Here is an 18,884-nt window from a genome sequence, read left to right as displayed (position 1 = left end):
TTACGCCAGGGGTGAAGGGGTGACGCAGTCAAGCACAGGCCTGCAGGCCGCGATCTTCGACATGGACGGTGTCGTGACCCGGACTGCCGATCTGCACGCGGCCGCGTGGAAGGAAGCCTTCGACGATCTTCTTCATCTTCACGCGACAGATGCCAAGCCCTATATGCCATTCGATCAGCACAGGGAATACCGCACTTATGTCGACGGCAAGCCGCGCCGCGAAGGCGTGCGCAGCTTTCTCCGGGCACGCGCCATGGACGTTTCCGACGAAGAGGTGGAGGACGTCGCCAGGCGCAAGGACATGCTGTTTGCGCGCCTGCTGGAGAAGCAGGGTGTGCGCACCTATGCGTCCACGATCATGCTGATCGAGGCACTGCGCGCGCGCGGCATGAAGATCGGCATGGTCACTTCAAGCCGCCATGGCCGCGCAATCCTGCAGTCGGCCGGCATCAGGTCACTCTTCGACACCTGCCTGGACGGCATCGATCTCGATGAACTCGGGATCAAGGGCAAACCGGACCCGGACATGTTCCTGCGCGCAGCCGAACGGCTGGACACGGCGCCGGCACATGCGATGATCGTCGAGGATGCAGTGGCTGGCGTGCAGGCGGGCCGCCGTGGCGACTTTGGCCTTGTGGTAGGCGTGGACCGCGGCGGCAACGCCGATGCGTTGCAAAGCGGCGGCGCGGACATCGTGGTGCAGGATCTCTGCGCACTCGGCGTCGAACAGCTGGACGCCGGCTTCCGGGCACACCAGGACAAGATCGCCTGGCGGGTCGAGCAGGAGGGCTTCGACCGCGCTCGCGAGCGACAGATGGAAAGCCTTTTCACCGTCGGCAACGGCTATCTCGGCGTGCGCGGCGCACTCGACAGCCCGCTGCCCGCCTCGCAGGGCGACCTGTTCATCGCAGGCGTCTATGACCGAAAGCGCGCCAACCTGCCGTACTCGGAAACCGAGTTCCTCACGCCGGAACGGGACACGAATCCATTTGCCGAACTGGTGCCCCTGCCCTTTCCGTTCCGCCTGGAGATCGCCGTCGAGGGCGCCTGCCTCGACTTCGCCGGCCCGCATGGGCGCGAGCTTCGTCGCGTGCTCGACATGCGCGGCGGCGTGCTGCATCACGAAGCCATGTACGAGACGGCCGGCGGGCGACGCACGCTGATCCGCACGCGCCGCTGCGCCTCGCTCGCCGATCCGCACCTGCTGCTTCAGGAGGCGACTGCCACGCCCGAAAACCATTGGAGTGAAGCGGCGCTTTCTGCATCGCTGCTTGATCCGGAACTGGCTGCGCGCCATCCACATCTTGAGCTTCTGGAACATTCGAGCGATGCAAGCGATACGGAATACGTGCGCTATGTCACGCGCGCATCGAAGATTGAAATCTGCATCGCTTCCCGCATCCTGCGCGAGCCGAACATGCTGCGCCGTCTCATTTCAGTGTTTTGCAGCCGCGATACCGCCGACCCCAAGGCGGCAGCACTGGCGCACTCGCAGGCGCTGGATATACGAAGCTTCGAGCGCATGTTCGAGGCGCATGAAGCGCAGTGGGCGGATTTCTGGACCAGGGCGGATATCCGCGTGCCGGGCCGCCCAGCCATCGCGCAGGCGCTGCGCTTCAACAGCTATCATCTGCGGCTGCCGCTGGCCAACGATGCACGGGTTTCCATCGGCGCACGCACGCTTACCGGCCGCGCCTATGAAGGACATGTGTTCTGGGACACGGAAATTTTCATGTTGCCGTTCTTCCTGCATGTCGAGCCCGCCCTGGCGCGCAATCTGCTCCTTTACCGCTATAACACCCTGGAAGGTGCGCGCCGGCATGCACGCGAGCTCGGTTACCGAGGGGCGTGCTTTGCCTGGGAGTCGACCGTCACGGGGGATGATGTCACCCCCTCCAGCATCCTGCTCAAGAGCACCGGGAAGGAAATTCCGATCTTCACCGGAAGCCAGCAAGTGCATGTGACGGCGGACATTGCCTATGCGGTATGGCGATATTGGAAGTCGACGAACGATGAGGGCTTTCTGGCTGGTCCCGGCAGCGAGATCCTGTTCGAGACAGCCCGCTTCTGGACCAGCCGGATGGCCCGCGGCGAGCGCCACTACCACATCCGCGGCGTGGTCGGACCCGATGAATACCATCATTCGGTGGACGATAACGCTTACACCAACTGGATGGTGCGCTTCAACCTGGATCGGGCGGCATGGCTGGCGCGGCGATCCGGGACCAACCTGGCCGAGGCGGACGAATGGGCCGGGCTTGCGCAGTTGCTCTACATTCCGATGCCCAACGAGAGCGGCGTCATCGAGCAGTTCGACGGCTTCTTCGCGCTCGACGACTACGCGCTCCCCACGAAGGAGCGTTTCAAGGCGCCGGTCAGCCGCTTGTTCGACTGGGAACAGATCAATCGCCTCAAGCTGCTCAAGCAGGCGGATGTGCTGATGCTGCCCTTGCTGTTTCCAGAGGAATTTTCCGAAGCGGTGGTGGCGGCAAACTACCGCTATTACGAGCCGCTCACTGATCATGGCAGCAGCCTTTCTCCCTCGGTCCACGCCGCGATCGCCGCCCGTATCGGCCTGCGCGAGGATGCCGAGCGCTACTGGAAACAGAGCCTGTGGCTCGATCTTTCGGACGCAATGGAAAATAGCATGCTGGGCGTGCATCCGGCCTCCATGGGGGGCACCTGGCAGGCGCTCGTGTTTGGATTCCTCGGCGTTGGCTTCAATGAGGCGGGCCCGCAGCCGGAGCCGCGCGCCGCGGAAAGACTTCCGTCCGAGTGGGACAGCGTCGAATTGACGCTGGCCTATCGTGGCCGCGCGCATGTAGTGAAGGTGGCGCGATCACCTGATGAAAAGGGCCGCCAATGAAACGCTTCAATGCCATCCTGTTGCCGCTCGACGGCTCGCCGGAAGCGGCCAAGGGCGCCGGTTGCGCCCTTTGGCTGGCTGCATCGCTCGACGCCAGCCTGCATGTGCTGCATGCGGCAGCCCAGCCCATCCCCAGACAGGAAGCGCTCGCGCACCTGCACATTCTTGATGCGAAACGCGCGCATATCATCCTGCATCAATTTTCCGCGCGTGCCGAGGCTGCCGTGCTTGACGCAATCAACACCTATGGCGTGGATCTCGTTGTGATGAGCGCCCGTGGCGAGTCCGCCTCCGCCGGCCTCAAACTGTCCCAGCGCCTGGGAAATATCGCGCAGGCCGTCATCGAGGGCAGCCCGGTTCCGGTGCTGCTGCTTCCGATCCGTTACCGGGAAGTGCTGCCGTGGACATCCATGCTGGCAGCGGCCAGCGGAGACAAGGCGGCGGACCAGGCACTCGAAGCAGCGACGCAGCTTGCCTCCATGCTGGGACTCAAGGTGACAGTGGTGCATGCCGGGGATGGACCAGGCGCAACGGACACCGCGCCGCTCGGCGCCTATGCCGATGCCGCCCACCATGAATACCCGCGCCGCATGCAGGAAATGATCGAGCGCGGCGTGGCCAGTTGCACGCCCGAGGAATGTCATTGCATCAACCGGGTCATGTTGCGGCAGGGCGATCCGGCGGCGGTGTTGCTTGAGCAGGTTAGACAGCACGCCGCCAGCGTTCTCGCGCTTGGCTGGCACGGTGCGCTCGGCGCCGGGCGCGCGCTGGTATTCAAGCGCCTGCTGGAAGAAGCCGAGTGCGCATTGCTTCTCGTGCGCAGAAGAGAAAGATCGCCGGCACGTCTCAAAGTTGGAAAGGAAATGGATGAATGAGGGAAGGAGGATTGCCATCGCAATTCGAGCAGGACGGGGCGAGTGGGCTTTCACAGCGTCAAATCCCTGCTCTGCCTGGTGGAACACAGCTTGTCCCGGCCGGCGTCGCTCTAACGCATTTCCAGCCTGACTGGCATCAACCGACCAAGCAAGATCGCCTTTGGAAGAGCCGCCCAGGGATTGGCAGGGTGCAATACCCGAAGGGCATCGCACCGTGGTCGCATACCGCAAAGATCATTCCAGGGACCTTCCCTGGTTCACCATCGGTGGAATGCCCCTTCGGGGTATTCCACCCTACGGCACCAGGGGCATGCCAAGGGCGCAGGATGCAGGTGCGCCGCACTGAGCCTGCAGCATGGGGCTAGTCTGGCCAAATTCGCTCTAGAAATCGAGATCGGGAAAAAGGACGGAAACCACGAAGGCGGCGAACAAGAGCAGCGGCAGTCCGACAGTCAGGACAACGACCAGTTTGGGAACCGGGGAGTCCACCCTTCCCTGGTTATACCGGTCGGCCCACTTCTGCCGGCTCGTGCATGCATAGACTAGGGATTCAACTAGTGCCAGCAGGGCCGGAATGCCGGTCCAGCAAAAGAGCAGATACAGCAGTCCGGCGCGTCGCTGTCCAAGATAGAAGCGATGCACGCCGAACAAGCCAAGCGTGGAGGCGAGCAGCAGGGCCACGGTCTGTTTTTTCATGCGCTTGGAATGAGGCACCGCGCCGCACTGGGGACAGACGCGGTCCGACACAAGAATCTGATGTCCGCATGAACTGCAGGATGCCATGACCGTGCTTCCCTTTCTCCCGAAGAATGGTAGCGGAATTGACTCATATCTTTGCCTCGAAAGTATTGCGGCGGGCCCGGCACTCCTGCAAATGGCGGTCGGCACATCGACCGGGATCGTCCGGGTCGGCACCTGCAAGACGACTGTTCAGTTCCATCACGGGCGAATACAGCACTGGAATCGTTGCTTTCCAAAAGGCAACTTTTGCCCGCCTCAGAATTGAATGCTTGACGACGACTACTGATTTTTTATACAGTACCAAGGAATGTAAAAAATTCTGTTGAATGTTAAACCCCAATAGTTTCTTTTTTGCAATTTCTTTTTCAACAGGGCATGCAAGTCGGCCTCGACATCGCCCTGTTATGGCTGAAGCAGGAGCTTGGCAGCTGAAAAAAGAGGCTCAATCAAGCACGGTGGTGGGCAGAAAACCTTCCCTCTGCCCCTTCGACCTTTGACCTCCCTGCAGTCTCGCCTCGTAGCCCTACGGCAAGACAGCCCTCCACACGGACCGTGAAGGCCGGTGCGTTTTTCATTGGCTGTACTCATTGGCACTTATCGCTTTTCTTCCATGGACCAGGTCGCAGGCATTCTTTCTTCGCTCGCCGTCTACAACGACAAATGGGGCCGGGGCAACGTCCGCCTCGATGACGGCAAGCGGTTGACCTGCGTCGGCGAGGCGCTGGCCGGACTGTCGGCGGGCAACCGCTACCGGCTGGAGGGACGCATCGTCAATCATCCGAAGTACGGCCCGCAGATCCTGGTGGCCGCCGCCGCGGTCGACCTGCCCTGCTCGGCCGATGCGCTGGCCGCCCACCTGAAGGCCAACTTCCGCGGCTGCGGCGCAGCCACGGCCCGCAAGCTGGTTGACCATTACGCAGGCCGGCTGCATGAACTGCGCGACCTGCTGATCGAGAATCCGCATGCGGTGGATTTTTCGGCGGTCACGCGGCGCCGCATCGCAGCCGCCGAAGGCCTCGACACCGCCGCGCTGATCTGCCGCGACCTGTCGGGACGGGTCGGCGCCACCGGCATCAGGCCGGCCGTGCTGCGCCGCCTGGCCGACTGGCTGCTGCCGCTGGTGGCCGATGCCGCCGAGCCGGTGCGCCAGGCATGGAACGTGTTCGGCGCCGATCCGTATGCGCCGATCCGGCAGGTGGAGGGCTATGTGTTTCCGGCGGCGGACCGGATCGCCCTGGCCTGCCTGGCCTTTCCGCGCTTTCACCAGGCCAGGATGGCGGCGCTGGCCACCCATGCGCTGCGCGACGGCTGCGAGCGCAACGGCCACAGCTTTCTCGATGCCGACGGGCTGGCTGAACGCATTGCCGCCTGCGATCCCGAGGTGCCGCCCGAGGCGGCGCTGGAGGCGGCGCAAAAAATCGGCGAACCGCTCGTGGTGAAGGATGGCTGCCACTATCCGGCGCAGCTGTATCACTGCGAACAGGCGCTGGCGCTGCACCTGGCGCGGCGCGCGCTGCGCATGGCCGCGCCGATGGTGGCGCTGGATGCCGCTGCGCTGGAGGCGGAAATCAGCGCCGCCGAGCAGGCCATGGGCCAGGACTTCGCGCTCGATGCCGGCCAGCGCAGCGCGCTGCAGCGCATGCTGACCTCGTCGCACATGGTGCACACCGTGACCGCCGGCCCCGGCTGCGGCAAGACCGCGATGATGGAAGTGCTGGCTCATGTGGCGCGCGATCGCCGCATCCTGTTCTGCGCGCCGACCGGCAAGGCGGCCAAGGTGCTGTCCGGCCGGGTGCGGCGCTACGGCTGCGGCGCCGTCACCGTGCACAGCCTGCTGGGCGTCCGGGATGAAGGCTATCTGCATGATGAAGAGCAGCCGCTTCAGGCCGATATCGTGGTGGTGGATGAATCGTCGATGCTCGACCTGCTGCTTGCCCGCGCGCTGTTCGATGCGCTGCCGCCCGACTGCCACCTGATCCTGCTGGGCGACACCGGCCAGCTGGCCTCGGTCGGCCCCGGCGATGTGCTGGCCAATATTTTGCTGCTGCCCGGCGACCATCACCGGCTGCACCAGGGCCACCGCAACGACGGCGGCATCCATGACCTGGTGCAGCAATGCCGGCTGGGCGCGGTCGCCTGCCATGACCGGCCGGGCGTGCGCTTTTCGCGTTCGCTGCCGCCGCCGGACGATGTCGGCCTGTCCCGCGTGGTGCATGCCTACCTGGATGCGGTGCGACGCTGCGGCCTGGAGCGGGTCGCGCTGCTGATGCCGCGGCGCAAGGGCGATATCCATGCGCCGGGCTGGAATACCACTTACATCAATGAAGCGCTGCGGCAGGTGCTGAACCCGTCCGGCGAGCGTATTCCCGGCAGCGCGCTGCGCGTGGGCGACCGGGTGATCATCCGTCGCAATCTTGCGCTGGACGAACAGGGCCTGGCGCTGGTGGTCAATGGCGACACCGGCACCGTGGCGGGCTGCGAGGCGGATGAGGCCGGCACCAGTGTGCTGCACCTGGCGCTGGCGCTGGACGATGGCCGCGAGATCCTGTTTCCGGGCGGCGCGCTCGACAGCCTGGCGCTGGCCTATGCGCTGACGGTGCATGCGGCGCAGGGCTCGGAATACCAGGAAGTGATCGTGGTCTGCACCACTGGCTCGCCCGCCTTCGTTCATCGCGGCATGCTCTACACCGCGTTTTCCCGGGCCCGCGAACGCCTTACCGTGATCGGCGACCCGGCGGCGATCCAGGCCATCTGCGCGCGGCCGGCGCCGCGGCGCAATGCGCGGCTGGTGGAATGCGCACGGCAGGCGGCGCGGCGCATGCATCATGCGGGGCATCGCTGACCTGACTTGCGCAACCGGCGGGCGCGGCCAGGCGAGCCGGCGCAATGCGCCGCGGCCGGCGCCGGGATAGGATGGGCGACGTTTTTCCACCTCAGACGGGAGACATTGCCTTGAACCAGGTCCGAACCCATTCCTCACCCGACACGCTGCGAGGCGGCGCGCAATGGCTGGTGGCCTTCGCCGCCGGCTTCATCGCGGTGCTGGCGCTGCATCAGCCCGTGCTTGGCCTGCTGGCATCGGCCGGCATTACCCAGGCCACGCCCTATGCCAGCAAGGCGGTCGGCCCCTTGGGCGTGCCGCAATTCATCTCGGCCGCGTTCTGGGGCGGCGTCTGGGGCATCGTGCTGCATGCGCTGAGCCGGCGCTGGCCGGTGACACCGGGCTTCGTCGTCAAATGCCTGCTGTTCGGCATGGTGTTTCCGACGCTGGTGGCCTGGTTCGTGGTGGCGCCGATCAAGGGGCTGCCGATGGCGGGCGGCTTCAAGCCCAACAACATGCTGACCGGCCTGTGCGTGAATGCCGCCTGGGGCCTGGGCACCGGGCTGCTGCTGGCGCTGTACCGCCGGTCGAGAAGGTAGGCCGGGCGCGGCTTCATCGAACGGCGCCTGTCCGGGCAGAAGCTTTTGCAGCTTTTGCAGCTTTTGCGGGGCGCAATACCCGAAGGGCATTGCACCATCCTTCGCGAAATGGAATGGCGGTGTTGGGGACTTCCCTGATCGGCGAATGGTGGAATGCCCCTTCGGGGGATTCCACCCTACTTTCGGTGCTTTTGCGGGGCGCAATACCCGAAGGGCATTGCGCCGTCCTTCGCGAAGCGGAATGGCGGTGTCGGGGACTTTCCTGATCGGCGAATGGTGGAATGCCCCTTCGGGGGATTCCACCCTACTTTGGGTGCTTTCGTAGGGCGCAATACCCGAAGGGCATTGCGCCGTTCTTTGCGAAATGGAATGGCGGTGCCGGGGACTTCCCTGATCGACCAATGGTGGAATACCCTGCGGGGTATTCCACCTTACAACGGCAGCTCTCGCGGGAAAGGTAGGTGAGATTGGGCCAGAAACAATATTGACCCAAGAGCTTAACGCGGCCCGCGCTCATCATCCAGCATCTGCCCGGTCAGGCGCTCGGCCAGCAGGTCCACCACCGCCGACACCCTTGGCGCCAATGCGCCCTGCCGGTAGAACACGGCCCATACAGGCTGCGACCAGGCCAGCGTACAGTCGGGCAGCACCTCGACCAAGCGGCCGGCGGCGCGGTCGGCCCGGGTCAGGAAGTCGGCCAGGCAGACGATGCCGGCGCCGGCCAGCGCCAGGTGGCGCAGGGTCTCGCCGCTGGAAGCGGCAATGGCCGGCGTCACCGGATAGCCTTCCCTGCCATCGTGCCGAAGCGGCCAGATGTTCAGCGAGGCCGGCGCGGTAAAACCCAGCACCCGGTGCCGCGCCGAGAGATCGGCGGCAAGCCGCGGCATGCCCTGCCGCGCCACGTAGGCCGGCGCGGCCAGGAGGCGCAGGCGGCTGCTGCCCAAACGCCTGGCATTCAGGGTGGAATCGGCCAGGTTGCCGATGCGTATCGCCACGTCGACGCGTTCCTCGATCAGGTCGACCAGGGTTTCGCCGCTGACCAGCTCCAGCCGCAGTCCGGGATAGCGGTCCAGCGCCTCGGCCGCCAGCGGCGCCACCAGGTGGTCCAGCACCGGGCTGGCGGCATTGATGCGCACCAGCCCGGAAGGCTGGCGCAGCCTGCCGGCCAGTTCGTTCTCGGTCTCGCGCAGGTCGGCCAGCATCTGGCGCGCCCGTGCCAGCAACCATTCGCCTTCCGCCGTCAGGTCCAGCCGGCGCGTGGTGCGGGTGATCAGCGTCACCCCGAGCTGCGCCTCCAGCCGCGCGATGGTGCGGCTCACGCCGGACGGCGTCTGGCCCAATTGTTGCGCCGCCGCTGAAAACGAGCCGGCATCGACCACGGTTACAAAGGCAAGCAGCGCCTCGATATTGAGCATTCGTGACTCCGCGTCAAAAGTGTATTGTAGCCAAGCCGGTTTTTCCGCGCGCCTTCCTGCCCCAGACTACGGCATCGTTCACACCAAGGGAATCATGATGCCTCTTGCACTCTGGGCGCTGACACTCAGCGCATTCGCCATCGGCACCACCGAATTCGTCATCGTCGGGCTGCTGCCCACCATCGCTTCCAGCCTGTCGGTATCGCTGCCTTCCGCCGGCCTCCTGGTCAGCCTCTATGCGCTCGGCGTGGCGCTCGGCGCGCCGCTGCTGACCGCCGCCACCGGCCGCATGCGCCGCAAGCCGCTGCTGCTCGGCCTGATGGCCCTGTTCACCGCCGGCAACCTGGTGGCCTGGCTGGCCCCCGGCTATGGCGCACTGATGGCCGCGCGCGTGTTGACCGGCCTGGCCCATGGCGTGTTCTTCTCCATCGGCTCCACCATCGCCACCGGGCTGGTGCCCAAGGAGAAGGCGGCCAGCGCGATCGCGCTGATGTTTTCCGGACTGACGGTGGCGCTGGTGACCGGCGTGCCGCTGGGCACCTTCATCGGGCAGACGCTGGGATGGCAGACCACCTTCCTGGCCGTGTCGGCGCTGGGCGTGGTCGCCTTCCTGGGCAGCCTGGCGCTGGTGCCGGGCGACATCCCGACGCCGCCGGCGGCGTCCATCAGGCAGCAGCTTGCGGTGCTGAAGCAGCCGCGCCTGCTGCTGGTCTATGCGATGACCGCGCTCGGCTACGGCGGCTCCTTCATCGCCTTCACCTTCCTGGCGCCGATGCTGCAGCAGGTCAGCGGCTTTTCCGCCGCCAGCGTGAGCTGGGTGATGCTGGTCTATGGCGTGTCGGTCGCGGCCGGCAATATCTGGGGCGGCAGGCTGGCTGACCGCAAGGGCCCGGTGCGGGCATTGCAGATCGTGTTCGGCCTGCTGGCCGCGGTGCTGTTCATTCTGGCCTTCACCGCGCCGCATCCGTGGCTGGCGGTAGCCACCGTGCTGGCCTGGGGCGCGGTCGCATTCGGCAATGTGCCCGGCCTGCAGCTGTACGTGGTGCGGCAGGCCGAGCGCCATGCGCCGCAGGCGGTGGATGTGGCGTCGGGCCTGAACATTGCCGCCTTCAATGTCGGCATCGCCGGCGGCGCCTGGGCCGGCGGCCTGATCGTGGCGCGGCTGGGCCTGCTGGCCACGCCCTGGATCGGCGCGCTGGTGGTGCTGGGCGCGCTGGCGCTGACCACGCTGGCGGGCCGGCTGGACCGGCGCGGCGCGGCACGGCTTCCTGCGCGCCCCGCGGCGGCGTCCAGCCGGGAACAGCCGGTGTGCTAGGAGCCTCCCGGGCCGTGCTCAGTCCAAATCGGCTGCCACCCGGAAGCCGCAATTGGACGCGGTGCTGGACGGCGTGTTCGAGCCGCGCGCCGCGACCCGGTAGCGGTTGCAATAGGATTCATGGCACAGGAAGGAGCCGCCGCGCATGGACCTGGCCGCAGTCGGGCTGGCCTTCCGCGGATCGCGCGCCGCCGCGTCGCGGAAGTAGTCGGGACTGAACCAGTCGGCGCACCATTCCCAGACATTGCCCGCCACGTTGTACAGCCCGTAGCCATTGGGCGCGAAGGAACGCGCCGCCGTTGCGCCCGGCTGCCAGCCCCCGGCCGGCCGGTTGGGGAAGTCTCCTTGCCAGATATGGCACTGCGCCACGCCGCCCGGCGCGAGTTCATCGCCCCAGGGATAGCGCCGACCTTCCAGGCCGCCGCGCGCCGCATATTCCCATTCGGCCTCGGTGGGCAGTCGCACGCCGCGCCAGGCGCAGTAGGCCTGCGCATCGTTCCAAGACACATGCACAACCGGATGGTCTGGCCGGCCATGGATATGGGAACCCGGCCCCTCGGGACGCTGCCAGCAGGCATGCGGCAGGTCCAGCCACCACGGCAATCCCGACGGCGGCGCCCCGGTCTGCACCCTGAACCGTTCAGGCGCCTGCAGGTAGAACACGAAGGACGAGCCGAGCCGCTCGGCCTCGGTCACGTAGCGGGTGGCGCGCACGAAGTCGGCGAACTCGCGGTTGGTGACCGTCGTGGCCGCGATCCGGAACGGCGCGATGTCAACCCGCAGGCTGGGGCCTTCGCCATCGGCGGCGAAGCCTTCGGTGGTATCGGTGCCCATGATGAAGCTGCCGCCCGGGATGCACAGCAATCCTGCCGGGGCCGCCTGCTGCGCCGGCATGGCCTGCGGCAGCGGCGCCGGCGCGCTTGCGGCGGCCGGCATGCAGCAGGGCTTGCGCGGCGCGGCGGCGCTCATAGTTCCTCTTCCTCCCAGAAGGCGGCCGGCTGCTGGCGCATCAGCTCCAGGATCTTTTCGCGCGGGATCACGCCGCAGCGCTCGGCCCATTCCTCGTAGCGGGCCCGCATCTCGGCCACCCGCTCCGGATGCTGCGCCGCCAGGTCGCGGGTCTCGGTGCGGTCCTGCGCCATGTCGTAGAGTTCCCACGCTTCCGGATAGCGCCGCACCAGCTTCCATTTGCCGATGCGCACCGCGGCGTTGCCCTCGTGCTCCCAGAACATCGGCGCCCGCTCGGCGAGGTCGGCCCGGAATGCCGGCGCCAGCGTCACGCCTTCCAGCGGCGGCACCGGATTGCCGGCGCGCTCGCCCGGATAGTCAGTGGCCGAGATGTCGAGGATGGTCGCCATGATGTCGGGCAGGTAGCCCGGCGTATGCCGCACGCCACCCTTTTCGGCGATGCCGGACGGCCAGTGGAAGATCAGCGGCGTGGCGATGCCGCCTTCATGGATCCAGTGCTTGTACAGCCTGAACGGCGTGTTCGACAGGTTGGCCCAGGCCGTGCCATAGCTCTGGTAGGTGTCTTCCGGCCCCGGCATGATGTCGGGCTGGTTGCCGAAGCGGACCTCGGCGCCGGCGCGGGTATGGGAACGGGCAATCATCAGGTTGTTGACCAGTTCGTCCACCGGCACGCCTTCCGGGATGTCCTCGGCGCAGGCGCCGTTGTCGGACATGAAGATGACCAGCGTGTCGTCGAGCTGGCCGGTCTGCTCCAGCGCCTGCAGGATGCGGCCTATGCCCTGGTCCATGCGGTCGATCTGGGCCGCGTAGACTTCCATGCAGCGCAGCAGCCAGTCCTTGTGCTCGGCCTCCGGCCAGGCCGGCTGGCTGGGGTCGCGCCCGGTCAGGGCCCAGGCCTTGTCGAGGATGCCGGACGCCACCAGGCGTTCCAGCCGCGCCTCGCGCAGCGCATCCCAGCCGGCGTCGAAGCGGCCCCTGTATTTTGCGATGTCCTCCTCGTGTGCATGCAGCGGCCAGTGCGGCGCGGTATAGGCCACGTAATGGAAGAAGGGCTGGCCGCCGTGCTGCTCCGCATGTTTCCTGATGTTGGCGGCGGCCTGGTCGCTGATGGCGTCGGTGTAGAAGAAGCCTTCCCGCCTGGCCTCGTGCTCGACGTTCTCGTTGCCGCGGGTCAGGGTGTTGGGATCGTAGAAGCTGCCGGCGCCGATGATGGTGCCGAAGAACTCGTCGAAGCCGCGCTGCAGCGGCCAGCTCGCGGTCGGCTCGGTCAGGTTGGCGGCGACGTGCCACTTGCCGCTCATGTAGTTGCGGTAGCCGCCGGCCTTCAGGGCCTCGGGTATGGTCACGCAGCGGTCGTTGAGGTCGCCGGCATAGCCTTCCGGACCGAAGCTGTAGGTCAGCACGCCGATGCCGGTCTGGTGCGGATGCAGGCCGGTCAAGAGCGAGGCGCGCGACGGGCTGCAGCGGGCGGTGTTGTAGAACTGGGAAAAGCGCAGGCCGTTGGCGGCCAGCCGGTCGAGGTTGGGCGTCTGTACTTCGCCGCCGTAGCAGCCGATGTCGGAATAGCCCATGTCGTCGTTCAGGATCAGCAGGATGTTAGGCTTCTTGCTCATTTCCGGTCTCCGTGTCGTTGATGTTGTTCTCGCGGCTGCGCTGGGGAGCCTGGTCCTACAGCCGCAGGCCGCTGGCGCTGTCGAACAGGTGGGCCGCCGCCGGGTCGAAGCGCAGGAACACCGGCTGGCCCTCGGTGAGCGCCTGCGCATTCCCGGCGCGCAGCTTGACCTGCTGCCCGGCCAGCTGCAGCAGCACGACGGCGCTGTCGCCCAGGTCCTCGATGAATTCGACCGTGGCCGGCATGCCGTCCGGCGCGATGCGCAGGTCGCCCGGCCGCACGCCCAGCGTGACCGCGCCCGACTTGCCGGCCGCCTCCGCCACCGGCAGCCTGGCGCCGGCCACTTCCACCATGCCGGCCTCGAGCCGGGCCGGCAGCATGTTCATCGGCGGCGTGCCGATGAAGCTGGCCACCGCGGCGCTGGCCGGGCGCTGGAAGATGGACTTGGGCGTGCCGACCTGCACCACGCGGCCTTCCATGAACACCGCCATGCGGTCGGCCACCGTCATCGCCTCTTCCTGGTCGTGGGTCACGTAGACCATGGTCACGCCCAGCGAGCGCTGCAGCCGGCGCAGCTCGGCGCGGGTCTCGATGCGCAGCTTGGCGTCGAGGTTGGACAGCGGCTCGTCGAGCAGGAACAGGCGCGGCTGGCGCACGATGGCGCGCGCCAGCGCGCAGCGCTGCTGCTGCCCGCCCGACAGCTGGCCGGGCCGGCGCGACAGCAGGTGCGCAATGCCCACCTTGGCCGCGGCGTCCTGCACCGCGGCGCTGCGCGCAGCAATCGGCGTGCCTATCATCTTCAGCGGAAAGCCGATGTTCTCGGCCACCGTCATGTGCGGATAGAGCGCATAGCTCTGGAACACCATCGCCACGTCGCGCGCGCCCGGTTCGGCATGGGTGACGTCGGCATTGTCCAGCAGCACCCGCCCGGCATTGACCGATTCCAGCCCCGCCAGGATGCGCAGCGTGGTGGTCTTGCCGGAGCCCGAAGGCCCGAGCAGCGCGAAGAACTCGCCCGGCCGTATCTCCAGGTCCAGCCCGTGCAATGCGGTGAAGCTGCCGTGCTGCTTCACCACCCCTTCCATGCGTACATTGCCTGATTGCTTCATCGGCGTCCTCCTCCCTTGACTGCGCCCACGGTCAGGCCCTTGACGATATGGCGCTGCGCCGCCAGGCCGATCAGGATGACCGGCGCCATTGCCAGCATCGCGCCGGCCGCCAGCCGCGCCCACTGGGTCTGCTCGACCGAAATGAAATTGAACATCGCCACCGTCACCGGCCGCACCTTGTTGCCGCCCAGGACCACCGCGAACAGGAACTCGTTCCAGGCATTGAGGAAGACGAAGATGGTGGTCACCGCGATGCCGCCGCGCACCTGCGGCAGGATCACGTACCAGAGCGTGCGCAGGCGTCCGGCCCGGTCCAGCAGCGCCGCCTCCTCCATCTCGTACGGAATGTCCTCGAAGTAGGACACCATCAGCCAGATCGCGAACGGCAGCGAGAACGACAGGTAGAGCGCGGTCAGGCCGCTGTAGGTGTCCAGGCCGCCGATCTTCTGCAGCACCAGGTAGTAGGGAATGATCAGGCCCATCGGCGGCAGCATCTGCGTGGCCAGCACGTAGAAGCCGGAAGCGCGCTTGGCCGGGTAGTTCAGCCGCGCCAGCGCATAGGCCGCCGGCACCGCGAACAGCATGGTCAAGAGCGTCGCGCTGCACGACACCACCAGGCTGGACCAGAGGTTGGGCAGGATGGAGGACGCGCCGAACAGCACTTCGCGGTAATTGGCCAGCGTCGGTTCGAACAGCCATACGGGCGGATAGGCCAGCACGTCGCGCTCCGACTTGAACGAGGTCAGGAGGCCCCACAGCACCGGGAAGGCCCATACCGCCAGCAGCAGGCCGGCCACCAGCCACAGCATCGCGTGGCGCAGCGCGTGGCGCAGCGCATGGCGCTTCATCGGCTTCTCCTCAGGCGGAACATCAACCAGGAAATCGCCAGCGTGATCCCCATCAGCACCATTGCCAGCGAGGCGCCGTAGCCGATGTTGAGCTCGGAGAACGAGGTCCGGTAGGCATACAGGTTCAGGATCTCGGTGGCCGAGCCGGGACCGCCGCCGGTGGCGGCGAAGATCGCGGCGAAGGCCGACAGCGCCGTCATGGTGCGCATGATCACCACCATCACGATCGCCGGCCGGATCAGCGGCAGCGTGATGTAGACGAAGCGCTGCCACGGCCGGGCGCGGTCCAGCCGCGCCGCTTCATAGACATCCGAAGGCAGCGTCGACAGCGTGGCCAGCATCACCAGGAAGGCGAACGGCGTCCATTGCCAGGTGTGGATCGCGATCACCGAGATCAGCGCCAGCTGCGGGTCGCCCAGCCAGTTGTAGCTGCCCAGGCCCAGCGAGCGGGTGACCAGGTCGACCAGGCCGACGTCGGGCGCCAGCACCAGGGTGCGCCAGAACAGGCCCACCACCACCGGCGCCAGCACGATGGGCAGGATGGCGCCGATGCGCAAGAGGCCCTGGCCCCTGGGAATCTGCAGCACCAGCAGGGCCAGCGACAGGCCGACCACCACCTGCAACGCCACCGTGCTGCAGGTATAGACCACGGTCAGCCAGAGCGAGCTCCAGAAGCGCGGGTCGTTGCCCATCTTGGCGTAGTTGTCCAGGCCGGCAAAGCCGGACAGCCAGGGCATGCCGAGGTCGATGCGGTGCAGGCTGTTCCACGCCAGGTAGACCAGCGGGATGGTGGTGGTCAGCAGCAGCAGGATGATCGCCGGCGCCAGCAGCGCCAGCGCGAAGCGCTGCTCCTGGCGCGCCAGGGTCACCGGGCCGGCGTCCTGCGCCGGCGCCGCCGTCAGGGTATGGGTCATCTAATCAGCCCTAGCCCTTGAGGATCTGCTGGATGCGGTTCTGCGCCTCGTCCAGCGCCTCCTTGGGCTTCTTCTGCCCGGTCAGCGCGGCCTGGATCGCGGTCGCCATGGTGTCGCCGATGGCGGGCCACTGCGGCACCCGCGGACGCCAGTCGACATCGGTATCCTGCTCCAGCGACTCCAGCGCGGCCGGGATGAAGTTGTCGCCCATGCCCTGCATCGCGCTGGCGAACTCGGGCGAGCGCCACAGCGAGGTGCGGTTGATGCCGGAGCGCTTGGCCGGCCCGGCGAACTTCCACGAGGTGCGGGCCTGGGTCTCGGCCGATGCCGCCCAGCTGATGAAGAGCCAGGTCGCCTTCTTGGCCCGCTCGCTCAGCGCGGCATTGATCGGGAAGCCCCAGTTCCAGATCGAGGTCACCCGCTTGCCGCTCGGTCCCTTGGGCCAGCGCGCATAGGCGATCTTGCCGATGACCTTGGACTTCTCCGGGTTGTTCAGCACCGCCGCCGAGGAATGGGCGTCGATGTAGCAGGCCAGGTTGCCCTGCGAGAAGGCGTCGGCGATGTCGGGCCAGTTCCAGTTGCGCACCGCCGGCGAGGCGTAATTGCCCAGCGCGTCCACATACCACTGCAGCGCCTGCACCGCTTCGGGCGTGTTGACCGTGACATTCTTGCCGGCGAACCAGCTGCCGCCGAAGCCGCGCAGCAGCGAGGGATAGATGTACATGTTCTGGCCGGCGCCGGCGAAGCCGCGCAGCGCCAGGCCGTACTGGCGGTTGGGCGCGTCGGTCAGGGCTTTCGCGTTCGACAGCAGCTCGTCGTAGGTGTCGGCCGGCTTCAGGCCCTTGGCGGCGTACAGGTCCTTGCGGTAGACCTGCACCGTGACTTCGCCGTCATAGGGAATGCCGTAGGGCTTGCCGTCGACCGAATCGGCGTCGCGCCAGGCCTTGAGGATGTCGTCGTAGCGGAACCAGGCCGGGTCGGTCAGGGCCGGGTCGGTCAGGTAGCGGTCCAGCGGGTCCACCCACTTGTTGGCCACGTACAGCGGGTAATACATCGGGTCGGCGGCATGGGTGGCGTAGGTTGCGGTTTTCGAGGACAGGTCCAGCGTCGCCTTTTGCCGGATCTGGCCCGGCGGCACCTTCTCGACGCGCACCTTGATGCCGGTCAGCGCTTCGAACTGCGGCAGCAGCGTGGCCAGGTTATCGAAGTAGCTGGCCGGGATCACCGCCACCGCGATCGATTCGCCCTCCGCCTGGCGCCAGTTGATCTTCGCGCTGCGGTAGGGCGCGAGGTCGTCGCCCTGGGCCTGCGCATTGCGCATCATGGCCGGCGTCAGCGCCCATGCGCCCAGCGCCGCGGCGGCGCCCACCAGCTTGCGCCTGCCCGGCTGGGCCGGCGCGCTGCGGACTGTTTTCTTGTTCATGCGGTCGTCTCCTTGATGTCCAGCGATATCGCCGCCCCGGTGCGGCGTCCAGGCTGGATCAATACCTGAACGCCTGTCGTGCCGGGTGCGGTCCTGCCGTGCGTTTCTGAACCTGCGGGCCTGCCACTACGGAAAACATGCGTATCGATTTATTTTCATGTAATCGATTACACGGATTCAATGTAACATTGAACATCGGCCTCCACAACAGGGGAGAACCAGAATGTTTTTGCATTTACTTATTGGTTTTCTGAAATCGATATCATCACGCTTTTCAAGGAAAGCCTGCCACCCATGAGCCAAACCACGCCCCACCCCAGGCCGGAAGACGGAAAGGCACGCGCCGGCGCCAAGGACGTGGCGCGGCTGGCCGGCGTCTCCACCGCCACCGTGTCGCGGGTGATGAACACGCCCGAGCAGGTCGAGCCGGACACCCGGCGCCGGGTGCTGGAAGCGGCAGCCAAGCTGCGCTACGTGCCGCATGGCGCGGCGCGCTCGCTGCGCAGCCATCGCAGCAAGATGGTGGGCGCGGTGGTGCCCTCGTTCGACTACGCGCTCTATGCCAGGACCACCAGCGCGCTGCAGCAGCGCCTGGGCGAGCGCGGCTATTCGCTGGTGCTGGCCGAGCATCATTACGACCTGGCGATGGAACTGAAGATGGCGGGCCAGCTGATCGAGCATGGCGTGGATGCGCTGGTCTTCGTCGGCCTGGACCACGACCCCAACCTGTTCGGCCTGCTGGAGGACTACGGCCGGCCCTATGTGCTGACCTGGGGCGTGGACCCGTTCCGCCGGCATCCCAGCGTGGGCTTCGACAACCGTGCCGCGACCTACGAGATCACGCGCCACCTGCTGGCGCTGGGCCACACCCGCTTCGGCCTGATCAGCGCGCCGGTTGAGGGCAACGACCGGGCGCGCGCCCGCGGCGCCGGGGTGCGCGATGCGCTGGCCGAGGCCGGGCTGGCGCTCGATGCGGCATGCGTGCAGTACGCGCCGATCTCGCTGCCGGCGGCGCAGGCGGCGATGGCGCGCCTGCTGGCGCTGCCGCGCCCGCCCACCGCGGTGGTGGCGACCAATGACGTGTTCGCGGTCGGCGCGATGGTCGCCTGCCGCGAGGTGGGCGTGCGGATACCCGAAGACATCTCGATCACCGGCGTCGACAACACCGATCTCGGCGCCACCCAGACGCCGGGCCTGACCAGCATACGTACGCCCATCATCGAAATCGGCCATGCGGCGGCGAACCAGGTCATCGCCCGGCTGGAAGGCCAGCCGTACGAGCCGTTCGAAGCATTTCCGATCGAAGTGGTGTACCGCGGAAGCACGGGCAAGCCGGCGTCCTGACGGCGCGCCGGCTTGCCTGGCTCGGGAACGAAG

At 66.8% G+C, this 18,884-nt stretch carries 14 protein-coding genes; 6 read left to right on the top strand and 8 right to left on the bottom strand.

Annotated features, from left to right (window positions below; all coding sequences use genetic code 11):
- Window positions 1-19 precede the first annotated feature (19 nt).
- Both IGW04_RS09970 and IGW04_RS09965 read left to right on the top strand, forming a co-directional pair.
- Window positions 20-2,866 (top strand): beta-phosphoglucomutase family hydrolase, encoded by a 2,847-nt coding sequence (locus tag IGW04_RS09970; protein ID WP_194712923.1) that lies wholly within the window; start codon window positions 20-22, stop codon window positions 2,864-2,866.
- Window positions 2,863-3,741, top strand: coding sequence for a universal stress protein (locus IGW04_RS09965; RefSeq protein WP_228526974.1), 879 nt, complete (start codon window positions 2,863-2,865; stop codon window positions 3,739-3,741). The genes IGW04_RS09970 and IGW04_RS09965 overlap by 4 nt, the downstream gene beginning before the upstream one ends.
- Window positions 3,742-4,122: 381 nt before the next feature.
- On the opposite strand, the gene IGW04_RS09960 is transcribed toward IGW04_RS09965, so the two are convergent.
- Window positions 4,123-4,437, bottom strand: coding sequence for a TM2 domain-containing protein (locus tag IGW04_RS09960; RefSeq protein WP_194712921.1), 315 nt, complete (start codon window positions 4,435-4,437; stop codon window positions 4,123-4,125).
- A 655-nt stretch (window positions 4,438-5,092) separates the two neighbouring features.
- Between IGW04_RS09960 and IGW04_RS09955 the strand changes: the two genes are divergently transcribed.
- Together IGW04_RS09955 and IGW04_RS09950 are read left to right on the top strand one after the other, a co-directional pair.
- Window positions 5,093-7,324, top strand: a complete 2,232-nt coding sequence (locus tag IGW04_RS09955; protein WP_194712920.1) for an ATP-dependent DNA helicase — start codon at window positions 5,093-5,095, stop codon at window positions 7,322-7,324.
- Window positions 7,325-7,434: 110 nt separating this feature from the next.
- A complete protein-coding gene (locus tag IGW04_RS09950; protein WP_228526973.1) occupies window positions 7,435-7,902 on the top strand; it encodes a hypothetical protein in 468 nt (155 codons plus the stop codon).
- A 497-nt stretch (window positions 7,903-8,399) separates the two neighbouring features.
- Here IGW04_RS09950 and IGW04_RS09945 read toward each other — a convergent pair whose 3' ends face one another.
- Window positions 8,400-9,317 (bottom strand): LysR family transcriptional regulator, encoded by a 918-nt coding sequence (locus tag IGW04_RS09945; protein ID WP_194712919.1) that lies wholly within the window; start codon window positions 9,315-9,317, stop codon window positions 8,400-8,402.
- Window positions 9,318-9,414: 97 nt separating this feature from the next.
- On the opposite strand from IGW04_RS09945, the gene IGW04_RS09940 reads away from it, so the two are divergent.
- Complete coding sequence (locus tag IGW04_RS09940) at window positions 9,415-10,632, top strand: MFS transporter (protein WP_194712998.1); 1,218 nt, start codon at window positions 9,415-9,417, stop codon at window positions 10,630-10,632.
- 18 nt (window positions 10,633-10,650) lie between these two features.
- Here the strand turns inward: IGW04_RS09940 and IGW04_RS09935 are convergent, their stop codons facing one another.
- The 6 genes from IGW04_RS09935 to IGW04_RS09910 are packed head-to-tail and all read right to left on the bottom strand — an operon-like array spanning window position 10,651 to window position 17,507.
- Window positions 10,651-11,601 carry a formylglycine-generating enzyme family protein gene (locus IGW04_RS09935; RefSeq protein WP_228526972.1) on the bottom strand — a complete coding sequence of 317 codons (951 nt, stop codon included), beginning with the start codon at window positions 11,599-11,601 and terminating at the stop codon, window positions 10,651-10,653.
- Complete coding sequence (locus IGW04_RS09930; protein ID WP_194712918.1) at window positions 11,598-13,214, bottom strand: arylsulfatase; 1,617 nt, start codon at window positions 13,212-13,214, stop codon at window positions 11,598-11,600. The genes IGW04_RS09935 and IGW04_RS09930 overlap by 4 nt, the downstream gene beginning before the upstream one ends.
- A gap of 55 nt (window positions 13,215-13,269) precedes the next feature.
- Entirely contained in the window at window positions 13,270-14,322 is a 1,053-nt protein-coding gene (locus IGW04_RS09925) for an ABC transporter ATP-binding protein (RefSeq protein WP_194712917.1), read from the bottom strand.
- Window positions 14,319-15,170, bottom strand: coding sequence for a carbohydrate ABC transporter permease (locus tag IGW04_RS09920; RefSeq protein ID WP_194712916.1), 852 nt, complete (start codon window positions 15,168-15,170; stop codon window positions 14,319-14,321). The genes IGW04_RS09925 and IGW04_RS09920 overlap by 4 nt, the downstream gene beginning before the upstream one ends.
- The gene (locus IGW04_RS09915; protein ID WP_194712915.1) at window positions 15,167-16,084 is read right to left on the bottom strand and encodes a carbohydrate ABC transporter permease; all 918 of its coding nucleotides are present in this window, start codon (window positions 16,082-16,084) and stop codon (window positions 15,167-15,169) included. The genes IGW04_RS09920 and IGW04_RS09915 overlap by 4 nt, the downstream gene beginning before the upstream one ends.
- Window positions 16,085-16,094: 10 nt before the next feature.
- Entirely contained in the window at window positions 16,095-17,507 is a 1,413-nt protein-coding gene (locus tag IGW04_RS09910) for an ABC transporter substrate-binding protein (protein WP_194712914.1), read from the bottom strand.
- Between the two features lie 294 nt (window positions 17,508-17,801).
- On the opposite strand from IGW04_RS09910, the gene IGW04_RS09905 reads away from it, so the two are divergent.
- Window positions 17,802-18,851 (top strand): LacI family DNA-binding transcriptional regulator, encoded by a 1,050-nt coding sequence (locus IGW04_RS09905; protein ID WP_194712913.1) that lies wholly within the window; start codon window positions 17,802-17,804, stop codon window positions 18,849-18,851.
- The last annotated feature ends 33 nt before the right edge of the window (window positions 18,852-18,884 follow it).

It is taken from the genome of Noviherbaspirillum soli (genome assembly GCF_015352955.1).
In the GTDB taxonomy this organism is placed as follows: domain Bacteria; phylum Pseudomonadota; class Gammaproteobacteria; order Burkholderiales; family Burkholderiaceae_D; genus Noviherbaspirillum_A; species Noviherbaspirillum_A soli.
Note: the sequence above shows the minus strand (reverse complement) of the source record. Positions and strands in the feature narration are given on the sequence as shown.